Source organism: Vibrio sp. 1580 (assembly GCF_033340055.1).
The window spans coordinates 129,798-146,401 of record NZ_JAWOVT010000004.1 but is presented as its reverse complement, the minus strand read 5'-3'; the positions used below and the strand labels follow the sequence as shown (position 1 = coordinate 146,401).

16 protein-coding genes, 1 pseudogene and 1 riboswitch are annotated in these 16,604 nt (G+C 42.5%); of the genes and pseudogenes, 7 read left to right on the top strand and 10 right to left on the bottom strand.

All coding sequences use genetic code 11. From position 1 onward, the window contains the following. Positions 1 to 45: 45 nt before the first annotated feature. Positions 46 to 1,032, bottom strand: a complete 987-nt coding sequence (locus R7093_RS08030; RefSeq protein ID WP_005373712.1) for a LacI family DNA-binding transcriptional regulator — start codon at positions 1,030 to 1,032, stop codon at positions 46 to 48. A 235-nt stretch (positions 1,033 to 1,267) separates the two neighbouring features. Here R7093_RS08030 and R7093_RS08025 point away from each other — a divergent pair, with 235 nt between their 5' ends. The 3 genes from R7093_RS08025 (at position 1,268) to R7093_RS08015 (ending at position 5,282) form a co-directional block, all read left to right on the top strand. Beyond that, positions 1,268 to 2,707, top strand: coding sequence for a sucrose-specific PTS transporter subunit IIBC (locus R7093_RS08025; protein ID WP_025767958.1), 1,440 nt, complete (start codon positions 1,268 to 1,270; stop codon positions 2,705 to 2,707). A gap of 165 nt (positions 2,708 to 2,872) precedes the next feature. After that, on the top strand, positions 2,873 to 3,796 hold the full coding sequence (locus tag R7093_RS08020; RefSeq protein ID WP_053349293.1) for an aminoimidazole riboside kinase: 924 nt from the start codon (positions 2,873 to 2,875) through the stop codon (positions 3,794 to 3,796). A 31-nt stretch (positions 3,797 to 3,827) separates the two neighbouring features. Next, the gene (locus R7093_RS08015) at positions 3,828 to 5,282 is read left to right on the top strand and encodes a sucrose-6-phosphate hydrolase (RefSeq protein ID WP_042523221.1); all 1,455 of its coding nucleotides are present in this window, start codon (positions 3,828 to 3,830) and stop codon (positions 5,280 to 5,282) included. A gap of 64 nt (positions 5,283 to 5,346) precedes the next feature. Here R7093_RS08015 and R7093_RS08010 read toward each other — a convergent pair. Next, positions 5,347 to 5,466: pseudogene (locus R7093_RS08010) on the bottom strand (dihydrofolate reductase); the annotation flags it as partial. A 253-nt stretch (positions 5,467 to 5,719) separates the two neighbouring features. Between R7093_RS08010 and yghU the strand changes: the two are divergent. From yghU to R7093_RS07995, 3 genes are all read left to right on the top strand, one after another. Then, entirely contained in the window at positions 5,720 to 6,577 is an 858-nt protein-coding gene (gene yghU, locus R7093_RS08005) for a glutathione-dependent disulfide-bond oxidoreductase (RefSeq protein WP_053349291.1), read from the top strand. A gap of 1,183 nt (positions 6,578 to 7,760) precedes the next feature. Next, on the top strand, positions 7,761 to 8,930 hold the full coding sequence (locus R7093_RS08000) for a D-alanyl-D-alanine carboxypeptidase family protein (RefSeq protein ID WP_031778835.1): 1,170 nt from the start codon (positions 7,761 to 7,763) through the stop codon (positions 8,928 to 8,930). 212 nt (positions 8,931 to 9,142) lie between these two features. Continuing rightward, a complete protein-coding gene (locus R7093_RS07995) occupies positions 9,143 to 9,550 on the top strand; it encodes an SPOR domain-containing protein (protein WP_005373701.1) in 408 nt (135 codons plus the stop codon). 50 nt (positions 9,551 to 9,600) lie between these two features. On the opposite strand, the gene R7093_RS07990 is transcribed toward R7093_RS07995, so the two are convergent. The 5 genes from R7093_RS07990 to R7093_RS07970 all read right to left on the bottom strand — a co-directional run bounded on the left by R7093_RS07990 (position 9,601) and on the right by R7093_RS07970 (position 12,494). Continuing rightward, positions 9,601 to 10,074 carry a peroxiredoxin gene (locus R7093_RS07990; protein WP_053304562.1) on the bottom strand — a complete coding sequence of 158 codons (474 nt, stop codon included), beginning with the start codon at positions 10,072 to 10,074 and terminating at the stop codon, positions 9,601 to 9,603. Between the two features lie 126 nt (positions 10,075 to 10,200). Then, positions 10,201 to 11,217, bottom strand: coding sequence for an adenosine deaminase (locus R7093_RS07985; RefSeq protein WP_318146591.1), 1,017 nt, complete (start codon positions 11,215 to 11,217; stop codon positions 10,201 to 10,203). 89 nt (positions 11,218 to 11,306) lie between these two features. After that, a riboswitch (purine riboswitch) is annotated at positions 11,307 to 11,406 on the bottom strand. 237 nt (positions 11,407 to 11,643) lie between these two features. Next, a complete protein-coding gene (locus tag R7093_RS07980; RefSeq protein WP_017633782.1) occupies positions 11,644 to 11,784 on the bottom strand; it encodes a PA3496 family putative envelope integrity protein in 141 nt (46 codons plus the stop codon). A 50-nt stretch (positions 11,785 to 11,834) separates the two neighbouring features. After that, complete coding sequence (locus tag R7093_RS07975; RefSeq protein ID WP_005373692.1) at positions 11,835 to 12,044, bottom strand: hypothetical protein; 210 nt, start codon at positions 12,042 to 12,044, stop codon at positions 11,835 to 11,837. 240 nt (positions 12,045 to 12,284) lie between these two features. After that, a complete protein-coding gene (locus R7093_RS07970) occupies positions 12,285 to 12,494 on the bottom strand; it encodes a cold-shock protein (protein ID WP_005373691.1) in 210 nt (69 codons plus the stop codon). A gap of 401 nt (positions 12,495 to 12,895) precedes the next feature. On the opposite strand from R7093_RS07970, the gene R7093_RS07965 reads away from it, so the two are divergent. Continuing rightward, a complete protein-coding gene (locus R7093_RS07965; protein WP_258497200.1) occupies positions 12,896 to 13,744 on the top strand; it encodes a pirin family protein in 849 nt (282 codons plus the stop codon). A gap of 142 nt (positions 13,745 to 13,886) precedes the next feature. On the opposite strand, the gene R7093_RS07960 is transcribed toward R7093_RS07965, so the two are convergent. From R7093_RS07960 to R7093_RS07950, 3 genes are all read right to left on the bottom strand, one after another. After that, complete coding sequence (locus R7093_RS07960; RefSeq protein WP_054576131.1) at positions 13,887 to 14,735, bottom strand: patatin family protein; 849 nt, start codon at positions 14,733 to 14,735, stop codon at positions 13,887 to 13,889. A gap of 257 nt (positions 14,736 to 14,992) precedes the next feature. Next, positions 14,993 to 15,331, bottom strand: coding sequence for a hypothetical protein (locus R7093_RS07955; RefSeq protein WP_017635147.1), 339 nt, complete (start codon positions 15,329 to 15,331; stop codon positions 14,993 to 14,995). Between the two features lie 692 nt (positions 15,332 to 16,023). Then, positions 16,024 to 16,455: a YccF domain-containing protein gene (locus tag R7093_RS07950; protein ID WP_005373685.1), complete on the bottom strand. Its 432-nt coding sequence runs from the start codon at positions 16,453 to 16,455 to the stop codon at positions 16,024 to 16,026. Positions 16,456 to 16,604 lie beyond the last annotated feature (149 nt).

Sequence of the window (16,604 nt, the reverse complement as noted above, 5' to 3'; positions counted from 1 at the left end):
GAGTAATAAGAAAAGCGCCAACTGATTTCAGTTGGCGCTTTTTCATTAACAGGACTGACGCTCAATTGTTTTGAAGGTTAGTACCATCTTACTCATTTCAAAACTTCTGTTGGCAATTCTATCTAGTAGCAGTTTCGCACCATTTTCACCCGCTTTATCAAATGCATAGTTAAATGTTGATAAGGTTGGGGTACACACTGATGCGAGCTCATCATCACCAACTCCTAGCACTAAAACGTCTTTACCCGGTGTTAACCCGAGCTCTTGAATCGCTCTCATCGCACCGATAGCAATACGGTCTGTCGCACAGAACAAGCCATCTAGCTTAGGGTTCTTTGTTAAGTGTTGTTTTGCCAATGAATAGCCAGAATCGATGGTAAAGTCACCACGAGCATGGAAGGCGATCTCAAAACCATGGTGTTGCAGCGCTTGAACAAATCCTTCAGAGCGTTGCTTATCTACCGCGATATCGTCACCTTGCACGCCAATAAAACCCATGGTTTGGCAACCTTTTGCAACCAGTCTATTTCCCGCTTCAAACCCTACTCGTGCGTCATCATGAATGATGCTTGGAATATTAAACATGGAACCATCTTGACCGACGAGCACAACTGGAACGGCTGAGTTTTGAATTGCTTTTACCAGCTTGGAATCGAGGTGGGTGGCGTAAAGAATGATCCCTTCAACCCGTTTTTGGTTAAAGATCTGAATGTATTCCAGTTCTTTTTCGTGGGCTTGGTGAGTGCTAGCAAGTAAGACATGTTTCCCTGCTTTTTCAAGGACATCGGTTAATCCATCGACACCTTGGGATGTGGCATGAGAGGAAACCCGAGGAACAATGACACCAACCAGATTGGTCTTTTGAGATTTTAGATCTTTAGCGACTTGGTTTGGCACATAGCCACACTCCGCTACTGCTTGGCGGACTTTCAGTTTTGTCGCTTCTTTTACGCCATATTCATCGTTTATAACCCGTGACACTGTTGATTTTGATACGCCAGCCAGACGGGCGACATCATGCAGACTCGCCATTGTTCCTATCCATTCTGTTTTTCGTTTTTGGGATTGTTTGCAAAGAGAAGATGAAAAGCTCTTTGATAAGTAGCGATTCTAACCTCCTATACTGCTCTTAGGGAGAGAATTTGACGATCATTCTCACATTCTCTCTGCTTTATCTTTGATCATTTGGTTTTATTGAGCAAAAATCTATTTTGCAAACGTTCCCGAAGATTTCGCAAGCTCAGATAATAATCCAATGGGGTATGAAATGAATTATCCGGCAGTAGCAAAAGAGTTGTTAACTCTATTAGGTGGTAAAAGCAACATCACCGCACTTGCGCATTGTGCGACACGCTTACGCCTTGCCGTTGCAGATGAGCAAAAAATAGATGAACAAGCGATTGATAGCCTTGAAGGAGTAAAAGGGCAGTTCAAAGTTGCGGGTCAGTACCAAATCATTTTTGGATCTGGCATCGTAAACCAAGTTTATGCAGAAATGGCGAAGTTGACGGGGATGAGTGAAATGTCCACCAACGACGTTGCGTCTGCTGGCGCAGAGAAACAAAACATTGTTCAGCGCGCGGTGAAAGGGCTGTCTGATATTTTCGTTCCAATCATTCCAGCAATCGTCGCTGGTGGTTTGTTGATGGGTATCTATAACCTATTGACTGCTCAAGGCTTGTTCATTGATGGCAAATCTTTGATTGATGCCAACCCAGGACTGACAGACTTGGCGAACATGATCAACACGTTTGCGAACGCGCCGTTTGTTTACCTGCCTATTCTGCTGGCATTTTCAGCCAGTAAGAAGTTTGGCGGTAACCCATATTTAGGGGCGGCGCTAGGTATGTTGATGGTTCACCCTGACTTGCTGAATGGTTGGGGATTCGGCGGCGCATCTGTGTCTGGCAACATTCCGGTTTGGAATATTCTTGGCTTTGAAATCCAAAAAGTGGGCTACCAAGGTTCGGTGTTACCGGTTTTGGTATCGGCATTCATTCTTGCGAAGGTTGAGCTAGGCTTACGTAAAGTCATACCTTCTGTTTTAGACAACCTTTTAACGCCATTACTGGCGATTTTCATAGCGGGTTTGCTGACGTTTACTGTCGTCGGTCCGTTCACGCGTGATATTGGTTTCCTATTGGGTGATGGTCTGAACTGGCTATACAACACTGCTGGCTTTGTTGGTGGTGCGGTATTTGGTCTTATTTATGCTCCGTTTGTTATTACTGGTATGCATCACAGCTTCATTGCGATTGAAACTCAACTTCTTGCGGATATTGCGACGACGGGCGGCACCTTTATCTTTCCTATTGCGGCGATGTCTAACGTTTCTCAAGGAGCGGCAGCGTTGGCGGTGGGCGTGATGAGCAAAGATAAGAAGATGAAAGGTATTGCGATTCCATCTGGTGTTACGGGTTTGCTAGGTATTACAGAACCGGCTATGTTTGGTGTTAACTTAAAACTACGTTACCCATTTATTGCGGCAGTTTGCGCTGCGGCGTTATCAAGTGCGTTCATCACAATGTTTAATGTGAAAGCTCAGGCATTGGGCGCAGCTGGTCTTCCAGGTATCATTTCCATTACGCCAGAGAAGATTGGGTACTACATCGCGGGTATGGTGATCGCGTTCTTGACCGCATTTGTTCTCACCATTGTTCTTGGTATGCGTGACCGCGCTAAAGTCGGTAGAAAAGCAGCGGCTTAATCTGAACTCCTTAGGGGTGGAGTCCCCCAAAATCCACTTCTTTTCCTAAATGTTTGGGGTGCTAGCCAAGCACTAATGGCTTGGCTAGCCTTTTTCAATTTTTACTTGGTAGTGAAGGTGTTCAACACGTTGGACTATCAGGGCTTTAATTTCAAGGTAAGCAAGATGAATCAAGTGTGGGTAACTGGTGATGCTGTTGTCGATCTAATACCGGAATCTGAGACTTCTTTACTCAAATGTCCCGGTGGTGCACCAGCGAATGTCGCCGTAGCAATTGCTCGTCTATCTGGTAAGAGTGCGTTTTTTGGACGTGTAGGTGATGACCCATTTGGTCGCTTCATGCAATCAACGCTCGATCAAGAGGGCGTGAGCACGGAGTTTCTCGTTAAAGACCCAGAGCAAAGAACATCAACAGTGGTGGTGGATTTAGATGATCAAGGTGAACGCAGCTTTACGTTTATGGTAAAACCGAGCGCTGATCAGTTTATGTCTGTTGAAGACATCCCAAACTTTAAGCAAGGTGACTGGCTACACGTTTGCTCAATTTCACTGGCAAATGAGCCAAGTAGAAGCAGCACATTTGAGGCGATCAAAAGAGCAAAAGCCGCTGGTGGTTTCATTAGCTTTGACCCTAACTTGCGTGATGAAGTGTGGCAAGATCAATCAGAAATCCAAGCTGTCGTGATGAAGGCTGTAGCGATGGCCGATGTGGTTAAGTTCTCTGAAGAAGAGCTTTTGTTCTTAACTGACTCAACGTCGATGGCGCAAGGTTTACAACAAATAGCCTCTTTGAATATTGCTTTGGTCTTGGTGACACAAGGTGCGAAAGGTGTTTGGCGCGTCTTTGAAAGTCAGAGTGAACTGATCACAGGTCAAGTCGTTAGTCCGATTGACACCACAGGTGCGGGTGATGCTTTTGTCGGAGGGCTACTGGCATGCCTGTCTCGGCATGACGATTGGAAAAATCATCCTGTTGTTAGCTCTGCGATTCAATGGGCAAATGGCTGTGGTGCATTAGCGACGACGCAAAAAGGCGCAATGACCGCGCTTCCGACCCAGACAGAGTTGCTGCAATTTATTGGGCAATGATCTTCAGATCCAATTTCAGTTGAGAAAAATTATGAGCTTAAACAACCGTTGGACTGTAGAGCAAAGATATCGTCGACTTGAGCAAATCCCTCAGTGTGATATCGAAGAAATGACACTTTCACGTCAGCAAGATAAAGGCTTTCCTAGTTTTCATATCGCCCCTAGATTTGGGCTGTTAAATGACCCAAATGGGTTGTGCTATTTCAATGGTGAGCACCACATCTTTTACCAGTGGACGCCTGTGGGACCAGTCCATGGAATGAAGTATTGGTATCACCTTTCTACTAAAGACTTCATCCATTTTACTGATCATGGCGTGGGTCTTCATCCCGACCAAGACTACGATTCACATGGTGTCTATTCGGGCGGCGCTTTGGTGGAAAACAACAAGGCTTTGCTGTTTTTTACTGGCAACAAGCGTGACCAAAACTGGAATCGAATCCCAACACAGTGTTTTGCCACCATGGATTCAGACGGCAGCATTGAAAAGCACGGTGTAGTCATTGAGAACGAACATTACACGGAGCACTTTCGTGACCCAAAAGTTTGGAAGAAAGGCGACGACTATTTGATGGTGGTGGGTGCTCAAACCAAAACCGAGCATGGTTCTATGGCGCTCTATCAAAGCAAAGATTTGAAAACGTGGCAGCATAAAGGTCCTATCAAGACCAAGTTCTCTGACCTTGGGTACATGTGGGAGTGTCCTGATTTATTTGAGATTAATGGTCAATCGGTGATGCTGTTTTCTCCACAGGGCGTGAGCAGTAGTAATCCTTATGATTTCAAAAACATCTATTCTGTCGCGTATATCGTGGGTGATCAGTTGAACCTAGAGTCGATGACTTTAGAAAACCACCAAGATATTTTACAGCCAGATTATGGGTTTGATTTCTACGCCCCACAAACCTATTTAGATGAGAATGGGCGTCGCATTCTTATTGCATGGATAGGGTTGCCAGAAATCGACACGCCATCGGTCACACACCAGTGGGCAGGAATGTTGTCTCTTCCTAGAGAACTAACGTTGAAAGATGGTTTTCTTGTTCAAACTCCACTCCCTGAATTGGAGAGTTTAAGAAAAGAAGAGGTAGTCTTTGCACAGTCCCATACACTGGAAAGCACAAGTTGTTTGATCCAATTAGACCTTGAGGGCGATGGCTTTGAACTTGAGCTGAGTAACCTCAAAGGTGACAACATCGTCTTTAGTGCGACAAAGCACGAGTTTATGCTGGACCGTCGTCACATGTCTCATTTGTACGCAGAAGAATTTGGTAGCATTCGAAAAGCACCAAGATTGGACGCTAAGCAGACGATTGATATATATATCGACAATTCTGTCATCGAGATTTTCATTAATGGTGGCAAACACACGATGACCAGTCGTTTCTTTATTGATGACCTGAATACGGTAACGTTGAGAGGGTTGGAGCAAGCAAGGCTTTTCCCTTTGAAAGGTATTTCTGGTTTGTTTGAATCTGCTAAGTAACGGTTTCGAATACATTAAAACGCCCTTCATTGATTTAGTGAAGGGCGTTTTTCTTTCTAACTATCTAACTTAACTGCCTATCACGCACGTAAGTTGTTTGAACTAAGGTATCCAGAACAACTTCATTCTTGGTGACTTTGAAGTTTAGCGGTTGTTCTAAATCCCCAAATAGAGGTGCGCCGCCGAGTGTAGCTTACTCATCGTTGGCATCTCGAACCTAGTTCACATTATCGCGACGTTTTTACTTATAGCGTGAAAGAAAATCCCATAACCAAAGGTTCTAACTAAAAGAGATTGCAGGACTTTTATTTAGCGAATTCGACCTAATATCTTGAGTATGCCTAATCGCAGTTGGCGAAGAGGTGATGTTAATAATGCTTGCTGGCGCGTAAGACCCGTCAGTTTGAAGATGCATTCAAACACAATAAGGGAAAACAATGGCTAACGAATACATTCCACCAAAAGTTTGGACAAACGATAATGAAAACGGCGGTCAGTGGGCGAGCATCAACCGTCCGGATTCTGGCGCACGTCATGAGCAAGAGCTTCCAATTGGTGAGCACCCATTCCAACTTTACTCAATGGGTACCCCAAATGGTCAGAAAGTGACGATCATGTTTGAAGAGCTTTTGGCGGCTGGCGTAACGGCAGCAGAATACGATGCATACCTGATTAAGATTGGCGATGGTGACCAGTTTGGCTCTGGCTTTGTAGCTGTTAACCCAAACTCAAAAATTCCGGCATTGGTTGACCGTTCGGGTTCTGAGCCAGTGAACGTGTTTGAATCTGGCAACATCTTGTTTTATCTAGCAGAGAAATTTGATCATTTCTTACCAAAAGAAGGCGCTAAGCGTGCTGAGGTAATGAACTGGTTATTCTGGCTGCAAGGTTCTGCGCCATACCTAGGCGGTGGTTTTGGTCACTTCTACGCGTACGCACCAGAGAAGTTCGAGTACCCAATCAACCGCTTTACAATGGAAGCAAAACGTCAGTTAGATGTATTAGACAAGCGTCTTGCGAACAATGAATTCCTAGGTGGCGATGAGTACAGCATCGCTGATATCGCAACATGGCCATGGTACGGCAACCTTGTGTTGGGTCGTGCTTACGATGCGGCTGAATTCTTAGACGTAGAAAGCTACAAAAACGTTGTGCGTTGGGCAAAAGTAATTGATGAGCGTGAAGCGGTAAAACGTGGTCGAATTGTGAACCGTTCATGGGGTGAAGAATGGGAGCAGTTACCTGAGCGCCACAGCGCAGAAGATATTGATAAAGTATTGAAACTTAAACCATAAGCAATCTTGGCCTAGCTACGTCAAATGAGTTTAGTTTTATCTATGCTTATACAGTGACCTTAATCAAATCTATAGCGCACCATATACGGTGCGCTATTTTTATTCTCATTTAGTCTCGAAATTCTAATTTATATCACCTATTGAAGAGCATTTAGTTCGTAGATGAATCTTTAATGTATTTATATGTTATGATGCAAAACAAAGCTCATATTTCCATGTTAAATATGGACTGGTTATACTTCTTTCTAATAATTAAACTATTTAAAAATTATAAACCGATTTTATATCCATTATAAATAAAATTAATGATAATTAATATTTGACATAACCACTAAATTTATGTGGAATATGCGAGTTGATTTGTTTTGAAGAAATAAAATTAATTTCTAGTACTTTTATTTAAGACAAGCTTAGCTTTTAGCGATGTTTAATTATTAATGCTTATATCATGAAAGAGGATATGTATGATGTCGTCGTTTGAGTCGTATTGGGTTGGGGTACGTCAAAGAATAGCTACACAAACCCAAGGTAACCGCAGTTTAAAGTCTCTAGTCATTAAAAAGCAGCGTGTGAACTTAAATAACAGTGGGTTATCCTTTCGCGCTAAGTCCGGATGCCTTATCCCTCACTGTTATACCAAGTTCTCTGATGAGATAAACCTAAAAACATCGAAAAAATCGTCTCTTAGTTTTAAGAAAGGAAAGCTGTATTTTTCTCCGATTTAATAATAAATGAAATTTACATAAATTATAATATTAGGTTTTTAAATTTATCGATAATTAATTACGATTTTATGATGCGTTTTCAATATGTTTTCTTGGTAAGTAATTAACTGGACTTATTGTTGGTTGTTTTTGTTGTTTTCTATTTAGATATGGATAAAAGCTCAACTACTTTTCCTATACCAACTTACTCCCTGAATTGACTTGCGCGCTTTTTCTCCCCTCTCAAAAAACATAGCGTTACGGAATTATTTTCGCTCCTGTTTCATTCTTCAAGACGAAAGCTCTACCTACCTCTCATTATTTTCGACAAACATTGAGTAAAAGTAACCAATCGTAACAAGGTGGCTGTAACTGAGCGCCGTTTCAATATACTCGTTTTTTAACTAGGTAATCCCGCGCTTTGAATTCATTCGGGTACCGTTTGTAAGCCTTAAATGCTACTAAGATAAGATGTCATGATGAGAAAAAGTACTATATTACACACAGTGTTAATTACAGGGTTCGCTGCTGTATCCTCGTTGGCTTATGCTGCGCCTTCAGTTGTGCCAAATGCGCCGGAACTCAGTTCTCGTGGTTATGTTTTGATGGACTTCCATACGGGGAAAGTACTGGTTGAACGTGATGCCCACAAACGTTTAAACCCCGCGAGTTTAACGAAGTTGATGACTGCTTATGTAGCTGGTCAAGAAATTAATACAGGCAATATTACGTTGAATGATGAGGTTGTCATCAGCCGAAATGCTTGGGCAAAAAATTTCCCAGATTCTTCAAAAATGTTTATTGAAGTCAATACTTCCGTTTCTTTGTCTGACTTATACCGTGGTCTGATTGTTCAATCTGGTAACGATGCCAGTGTTGCTATTGCTGAGTATGTTGCGGGAAGTGAATCAGGGTTTGTGAGTTTGATGAATAGTTGGGCCGCCAAGCTTGAATTGTCTAACACGGCATTCACCAACCCTCACGGCCTAGACAGTGACGGTTTATATTCGACACCTTATGATATTGCCAAGTTGGGCCAAGCGATTATTCGTGACTTACCTGATATCTATCCGCTGTATAGCGAAACCTCGTTTACTTACAATGGCATCACTCAATACAACCGTAATGGCTTGCTTCGTGATCGTAGTATGAATGTCGATGGCATGAAAACTGGATATACAAGCGGTGCGGGTTATAGTCTAGCGACTTCTGCAATACAAGGTGATATGCGTCTGATTGCTGTAGTGATGGGAGCGAAGAGCGAGAATGTTCGTGAATCAGAAAGCAAGCAGCTGTTAAGTTATGGCTTCCGCTTTTACGATACGGTAATGCCGACTGAGGCGGGTGCGGAACTTGCGAAAGCTCGAGTTTGGATGGGCGAAAAAGACGAGCTTACTGTTGGCGTAGCTAACGATGTTTATCTCACTTTGCCAAAAGGAGATGTAAAAAATCTGCAAGCGGAAGTTGAATACAACGGTGATTTAGTTGCGCCAATTTCTGAGCAACAAGTGGTTGGTAAAGTGCTTTACAAAGTCGAAGGTAAGGTCGTAAATGAAGCCGAGCTCGTTGCATTGGAGTCTGTGGAGGAAGGCAGTTTATTCAAGCGAATTTTAGACTGGTTTAAGCAATTGGTCGCTAGCTGGTTCTAAACAGTAGCGAACTTCTGTCTATATCACTCTATCTTGTTAATGTTCTATTAAATCAATTTACTAAGGCGACCAACGTGGTCGCCTTACGTTTTTGGAATACTCGTTGCGTTAAAACACAGGCCCTCTTGTAAGGGTGTGTTTTTACCTGACCAAGAGCGTTTTGTGTTTTTGGGTGCGAGAGAAAAGAAACTAGAACAAGAATGGAGTGACACGTGCACAAGATTTTATCTTTGACATTGATTTTATCGCTCATGGGCTGCGCTATGCCTTACCAGCAGGAGGTCGATAGCGGCCAATGTGTTGGAGTCATGACCTCTCAGGATGCATATGGTTATTTAAACCCAAACCATTACACGATGCAGGTACTCGCGCTAAAGCAAGAAAAAGATGTGAAAGATTATATTCGCTATATCGATCCTAAGCATCCGGTTTGGGTTAACTGGAAAAACAGCCGAGGCACGCGTTGGTATACGGTAACTGTTGGTGATTTTAAAACGAAGCAGGATGCCTACAATGCGCTTTCTTCATTACCAAGCCGTGTAAAGCAGTCATCCCCGTTTGTGCTGACTTTTGCGGAAATGCAGCGTAAGCAACAAACGAGTGTTGTGAGAATGCGTTAACCAACAAAAAACGGAAGCGATGGCTTCCGTTTTTGTATTTAGGAGTAAGCTTAAAGCGCCGCTAAAATCGTTTCTGCTTTGCTTGCTTCAAACTCTTTTGGCTCTTCAACGTTAAGCTTAGCCACTGTGCCGTTTTCAATGATCATCGCGTAACGTTGTGAGCGAATACCACCAAAGCCGCCTGTATCCATTTCAAGACCCAATGCTTTAGTAAAGCTAGCGTCGCCATCACCCAACATCAGAATCTCAGAAGCGTTTTGAGCTTCGCCCCACGCTTGCATCACAAATGCATCGTTTACAGAAACGCAAGCAATTAAATCAACACCTTTTGCCTTTAGCTCATCAGCTAATACCACATAGCCTGGTAGATGAGCTTCTGAACAGGTAGGGGTGAATGCGCCAGGTACAGCAAAGAGTACGACTTTCTTGTTCGCAAACAGTTCTGTAACGTCGTGGTTAACCATACCATCGGCAGTCAACTCACTTAGAGTTGCAACTGGTAGAGCTTGGCCTTGTTGAATCATGATTCTATTCCTTTTTGTGTGCTAGTTTAGCTTTCTCAGTCTAGCGTTTATAAATGCGGTTAACCACAGAGTCTTTGTAGGGTTTTAATACCTACGCGTTTGACCTTAGGCGTGGCACTGATGCCTTTATTGCAACGCTTCGTGCTGGTTTACGTATTGGCTAACAAGGTGACGATACTTCGCCTTTAACTCGTTATCGATAAAGCTGGCATCAATCGCGTTCATTGTAAATTGGGCAAGTTCACTCTTACTCATTGGATGTGCGTTGTTGACGGCCAAAAAGTTGTCCGTCATGTAGCCACCAAAGTACACAGGATCGTCTGAGTTAATCGTTACGGCGACCCCTTTTCGTAGCAAATCCACAATATTGTGATCTCTCATATCGTCGAATACACATAGCTTAAGATTCGATAACGGACACACTGTCAGTGGCATTTGGCTTTCGATTAAGGATTCAACTAATGCTTCATCATCAACACAGCGAACACCGTGATCCACGCGGCTCACGTAAAGCATTTCAATTGCATCGCTAATATTTTGTGCGGGGCCTTCTTCTCCTGCGTGAGCAACGGTAAGTAAGCCTTCTTCTACTGCTTGTTTAAATACGCGCTTGAATTTAGCTGGCGGATGACCTTGTTCTGAAGAATCTAGTCCAACACCAATGATCTTATCACGGTGTTTCAGAATAGCCTGTAGGGTCTCTATGGCGCTCTCTTCTGGAAGGTGACGGAGAAAACACGCAATAATTTGCGAGGTAATGCCAAGTTTTTCGTGACCATCTTTTAGCGCGCGAGCGATTCCATTGATAACGGTGTCAAAGTCTATGCCGCGTTCTGTGTGTGTTTGAGGGTCAAAAAAGATTTCGGTATGAATAACGTTGTCTTCTTTACAGTGCAGTAAGTATTCCCAAGTGAGATCGTAAAAATCTTGCTCCGTACGCAGAACTCCCGCTCCTTGGTAATAGAGGTCGAGAAATGATTGTAAGTCTGTGAACTGATATGCGCTGCGTAGTTCACTCGGAGAAGAGTAAGGGATCTCGATGCCGTTTCGTTTTGCTAATTTGAATAAGAGTTCCGGCTCAAGTGAACCTTCGATATGTAAGTGCAGCTCTACTTTTGGAAGACCTTGAATAAATGCGTTCATATTCCACCTTATGTGTATTGTGGATGCAGTTACTCTAAGAATAGGTATAGATAGAAATAAATCGAACGCTATCACAAAGAGTAAGACCCACGATGATCTCAACTCTTCGTAATCAGCACTTTGCGGGAACTGGTAGAGACCCCCAAACCATATCATTGGGGTTATACGAAGCAAACGAGAGGGATTATACGCAAAAATATCGCTTTGGCTATACGCAAATAACCTAGCTGTCATTAGTCACGGGGTTTCCTGTGAGCGAAACGACTATTTGCAAGTCACTTGAGTATAGAGGAGCCAGTTGTTTTTGCGTGTGTGAGAGGCACGTGTAATTAGAAGAGTAGTCTAAAAGAGTGGAGATTCGTTTGAGCAAAGGTAGGTGGCGGTACCTTGCACAACGATAAAGGCAGAGAAAGCACTAGAGAGCATTTATAGATCGAATAACTTATCAAATTCTCTTTGTTCCATAATGTCTTCTATGCGGCGTCGAGTTTTCTGCTTTACCGCCGCCGCGTTTTGTTCAGACTCTTTTTTGTCTTTTTCTGACTGCTTCTTACTTTTTCTAGCCATTGGATACCTTCCAAATTAGTTGCATTATCCATTAATGCATGAAAATTGAATCAGTTAACAGTAAAACTTCCTAACTTTGAACCTGAATCACAGAGAATAGTTCCAGATTGCGTTTTCTCACAATATTCAAAATCGATCATAAAGCTATGAGAAAGAAGTTTCGGTAATACGTGTCTTCGTAAAATATCACCATTTAATTGATGTATTTTAGCGTTCCAAGAGGTTTGAGGTTGTTCTAAATTAAATTCAATTTCTAACATTTATTCTCCTGTTTTTTAGTGATTTTCTCTTTGTTAAGTAATTGATACCAATGCCTTTGACGGCCAGTTCTTTTTGAGGACATGATTTTTCCTATAAATAATAAATTAAGCAGTACTATTCAGTTTATTTTAGATAGCACAAAGCAATGCCTAAAATTAGGCTGAGTGATTGATGAAAGAATATTTTTGAAGGAGAGAGGTTTGGTGCAGCATGGGCATGCTACACCAAGAAAAGCAGTCTTATAGAGGAGTTACTTCAGTCGCTTGAGGACCTTTTTTACCTTGCTCTACATTGAAGCTTACTTTCTGACCTTCAGTCAGTGTTTTGAAACCGTCAGAAACGATAGCGTTAAAGTGTACGAATACATCTTGGCCGCCGTTGTCTTGAGATAGAAAACCGAAGCCTTTAGTTTCGTTAAACCATTTTACTGAACCAGTTACTTTAGACATAAAAATACCTTTGAATTAAACATTAAAATTATGATTTGTTTTGTGGATCTTTTCTAAGCTATTGAATGTTCAATCAAGAGGAAGTTGTACGCAGGTGTCTGAATTGGGGATTCAAGATTTTACTGAGAGGAAACTTAAACTAAATGTTGCATTAACAGCTCTCTTCTAAGAGCCAAGGCACACTATACACCTTGTTTAGAAAATAGCTACATTTATTTTAGATAAATTAAATGTGCTCATTATTAACTCGATAAATTGTATTGTTCGAAAAAGTTGAATAAGTAGAACGAATAGTATGGCTCATAATTTTAGCTCATCAACCTAAAATAGAACCTTATCGATAGCCATAGATTGAACATGCGATTTGCAAGCGGTCACAAAGATAAACTAGGAGAACTAGTATGAGTACATTCAGAGAAATTCGTCAGCTTATTCCTGCGCAACCTACTGCTGATGGCGATGGAGTGAAAATTCGCCGAGTAGCGGGTTTCAATCATGCTAGCTTTTCTCCATTTTTGATGATGGATGAACTCAAATCAGAAGACCGTGCTGACTATATCGGCGGTTTCCCTCCGCATCCGCACCGCGGTATCGAGACGCTTACTTATATGTTGAAAGGTCATTTCCAGCATCGTGATCATATGGATAATGTTGGCGAGCTTCGTTCCGGTGGTGCACAGTGGATGGCGGCAGGAAGAGGCGTCATCCATAGCGAAATGCCTATTATGAAGGAAGGCGAACTGCATGGTTTCCAAATTTGGATTAACCAGCCTGCGAAAAATAAGATGCAGCCAGCTCAATATCATGACTTTCAACCTGAAACGATCACTGAGTTTGATACTCCGAATACGGGGGTTGTACGTTTGATTGCGGGTCATATGACTATAAACAACGAACGAATTCAGGGGCCGCTAACAGAGACAGGTGTTGCTGCCACGGTAGCCGATTGGAGAGCGATGGGTGGTCAAGCTTTGAATTTGAACACGGAGCAAGACAACAACATGATGCTCTATGTCTATAAAGGTCGTATTCAATTAAAAGGTCGTGAGATCAATCAAGGCGAAATGGCCATTTTATCGAAAGGTGAATGGGCTGAATTGCAGGCCGAAAAAGAGAGTGGTGCACTGATCTTTATAGGTGAGCCAATTAATGAACCCGTGGTGCATTATGGCCCTTTTGTCATGAATAGCATGGAAGAGATAGAACAAGCCATCCAAGACTACAACTCTGGGTTGTTTGAAACTTACTAGTTTTGACAGCCTACTCGCTTTTTCAGTTAGCGAGCAAATTAAAACAGTTTTGAGCCTGAATATTGGGCTCGACCAGAAGCAAATACGATAATCCACTGCCATCGAATTTGCGTTAGCCACGTTTAATCCACGTGGCTTTTTTCTACTTCTGACTCCATCGTATGATGGCTTCCTTTCCTGCTTCAATTCCTAACTCATAAGCATGACGCAGTGGTGCTGGCGATCGACTCAGCCGTTTCAACTTGAATGTTTCAGGAGGACACACTTGAATGATTTCGATACCAGGTGGTGGGTTGTTGATCAGCGCTAAGGTCTGATTGTAGCGAACTTCACGTGTCAACATCGGTTCAATTAATCCGGGCGTTTCTTTCAACATCTTCCTAGTTAGGGCGCTGAATCTTCCTCTTGGCTTTTGATAGCTTGCGGGCTGACTGCGTAAAACCATAATCTTTTTGGCTCCTCGCTTTATTGCTTCTGCAACAGGAAGTGCGTCTGAGACGCCACCATCAACGTATTGAATTCCGTTCAGTGATACGCCATTTCGGTAAAGTACAGGCAGTGCGCTGCTGGCTTTCATTGTTTCTGCCAAGTCGTCGACATCAGGAAGGTGGTACTCCGCTTGCCCATTGTCTTGACGCGTCACGCCTAAAAAGAAAGGTCGTGAATCGGCTTTGAGGGCAGATTTATCGATGCCAAGTTCTTCGAGGGTGACATTCCACATCCAGTCTAAGTTCATCATATCACCACCACGTAGAAGTTGAGATGGAGAGATAAATTCTTTTCTTAAGCTGTAATCGAGGTAGATTTTTAAGTTACGTCCGGGCATTTTAGCTAAGTAGGCAGCCAAGTTGCTGGCACCCGCAGACACTCCCCAAAAGCTATCAAATGGAGAGAACTCGCTAGCAAGAAAATGATCGAGTATGCCGCATGAAAATACGCCTCGCATGGCTCCACCTTCGACAATCAATGCTCGAGAGCCTACTTTTTCCATCACTTCGCTCCACTCTTTATCAATCGGATAATAGCGTGCAGCTTAACGCATAATGGTTTTATACCCAAGTGGGCCAAAGGTCTAGGTTGCGTTCCTTTGAATAAAAAGGGCATCAACGGATGCCCTTGTCACTTTTAGCCTATGGAATTGCGGGTAATTGAGTCGCTAATTTAGTGAAGGAGACCGAGCCAATTAGCCCCCTTACATAGAGCCATACCTGTAGTCCCATACTGATCGTTGTTGGAATAGTTTGATGATCACTTGTTAAATAGGCATACAAACACTATCCAGAGCGTTGTAAGCAAAAGTAATGGGGTGAATACTTTCTGGATAGAAGCGCCATCAGTTAAATTGTAAATTTTGATGGATTCATTATAGAACGCTCGTTTGAATTCTTTGAAGCTAATGTCGCTCTTCGCATGCGACTGTTCATAGTGCTGGTGCGCTGCGTCCGATAGTTGGTATTCCAAGTCTTGGAGCTCGTACTCCTTGTTAAAAAACGCATCCCAAGCCGAAAGGCGGGCTATCGTTTTAGGAGATGGATCCCCATTTAGTTTCTCTAGACGTTTAGCATAAGCTGCTTGATATTTATCCACGGTATATTCCTGTCTGAATAGACGTTGAGTTAGAACATATGTAAAAAAGAAAAATAAGTAATAAAAGGTTTTTTACGTTCTATACCTGTGATAAATGCTAAAAATTTCAATGCTCTAGCACTCCGATGTCGCAAATGATATTGATGGAATTGCTCTGCGACAAATAAAATAATTACTCTAGATAACAACGAATTTTTGTTGTTTTTTTTAAAAACTGCTCATGAGATTGAGTGGGGATTTTTACCGAGAAGAATTTCGCTACTGTAACTGTCTATATTTACTCAAAAAGAGAAAATCTTAGAAGCTTTCTTTGATTGATGTGAGATATTTTAGGTCGAAAAGCATTAATTTTGGCTATGCTTATAGTTCGTCTTTTTTGTTGTTGAACTCTACTTCGAGGGGGAAAGAACCCATATTTCGAGCATAGGATAGCTCGCTTTTTCGTTACGTCGTTCTTGGAGTTTGAATCAGTGACGACGCTATGAGTCTAGCATCTTGAACTCGATTGGGCGTATTAATTAATTATAAAAGTAAAGCAGTGCTGAGCTAGGATAAACTTCAACGTAAAGGTGACGGTATGAATATACAATCAGCCATTATTGAATATGCGATAGCGATTATAGGCTTACTTTTGACGGGCGTTACCCTCTGAGCATGACTGCCCAGAGGATAGAAAGTGCATTAGCCGATCGCTAACGATTGATGTTATATCGAGCCATTGCAGCTTCTTCAGACGATACAACCGTTTTACCAATTGGTGCGAGTGAAATAACCGCTAGTTTGAGGTGTTGGAGCGCAAACGGAATGCCGATTATGGTGACAAAGCATGCTGCTGCAGAAAGTACGTGACCGATAGCTAACCAAAGGCCTGCAAACACAAACCAAAGGACGTTACCAATAACGCCGAGCGGACTCGTGCCAATGTCCATTTCATTGGTCAATTCATCGCGTGAGATGGCCTCTTTACCGAATGGGAAAAAGGAAAAATTACCCATAACGATACACGCACGCCCCCAAGGTATTCCGATGATGCTAATAAAGGCCAAAATACCAAAAAACCACCATAGCAACCCCATAAATACGCCACCAAATACAAACCAAATGATGTTACCAAGTGTTCTCATTCTATTTCCTTTATTCTTGAATGTGATGATTCAGATACCTGAGAGCACCGTAAAACAAATCTAAACCGTCTGTTTTGTCGATGTGTGCTTTTGTGCCCTCATTCACCTGATTGATAGAATAATCGCCGTAGTCTTAACAGAGAATGAAT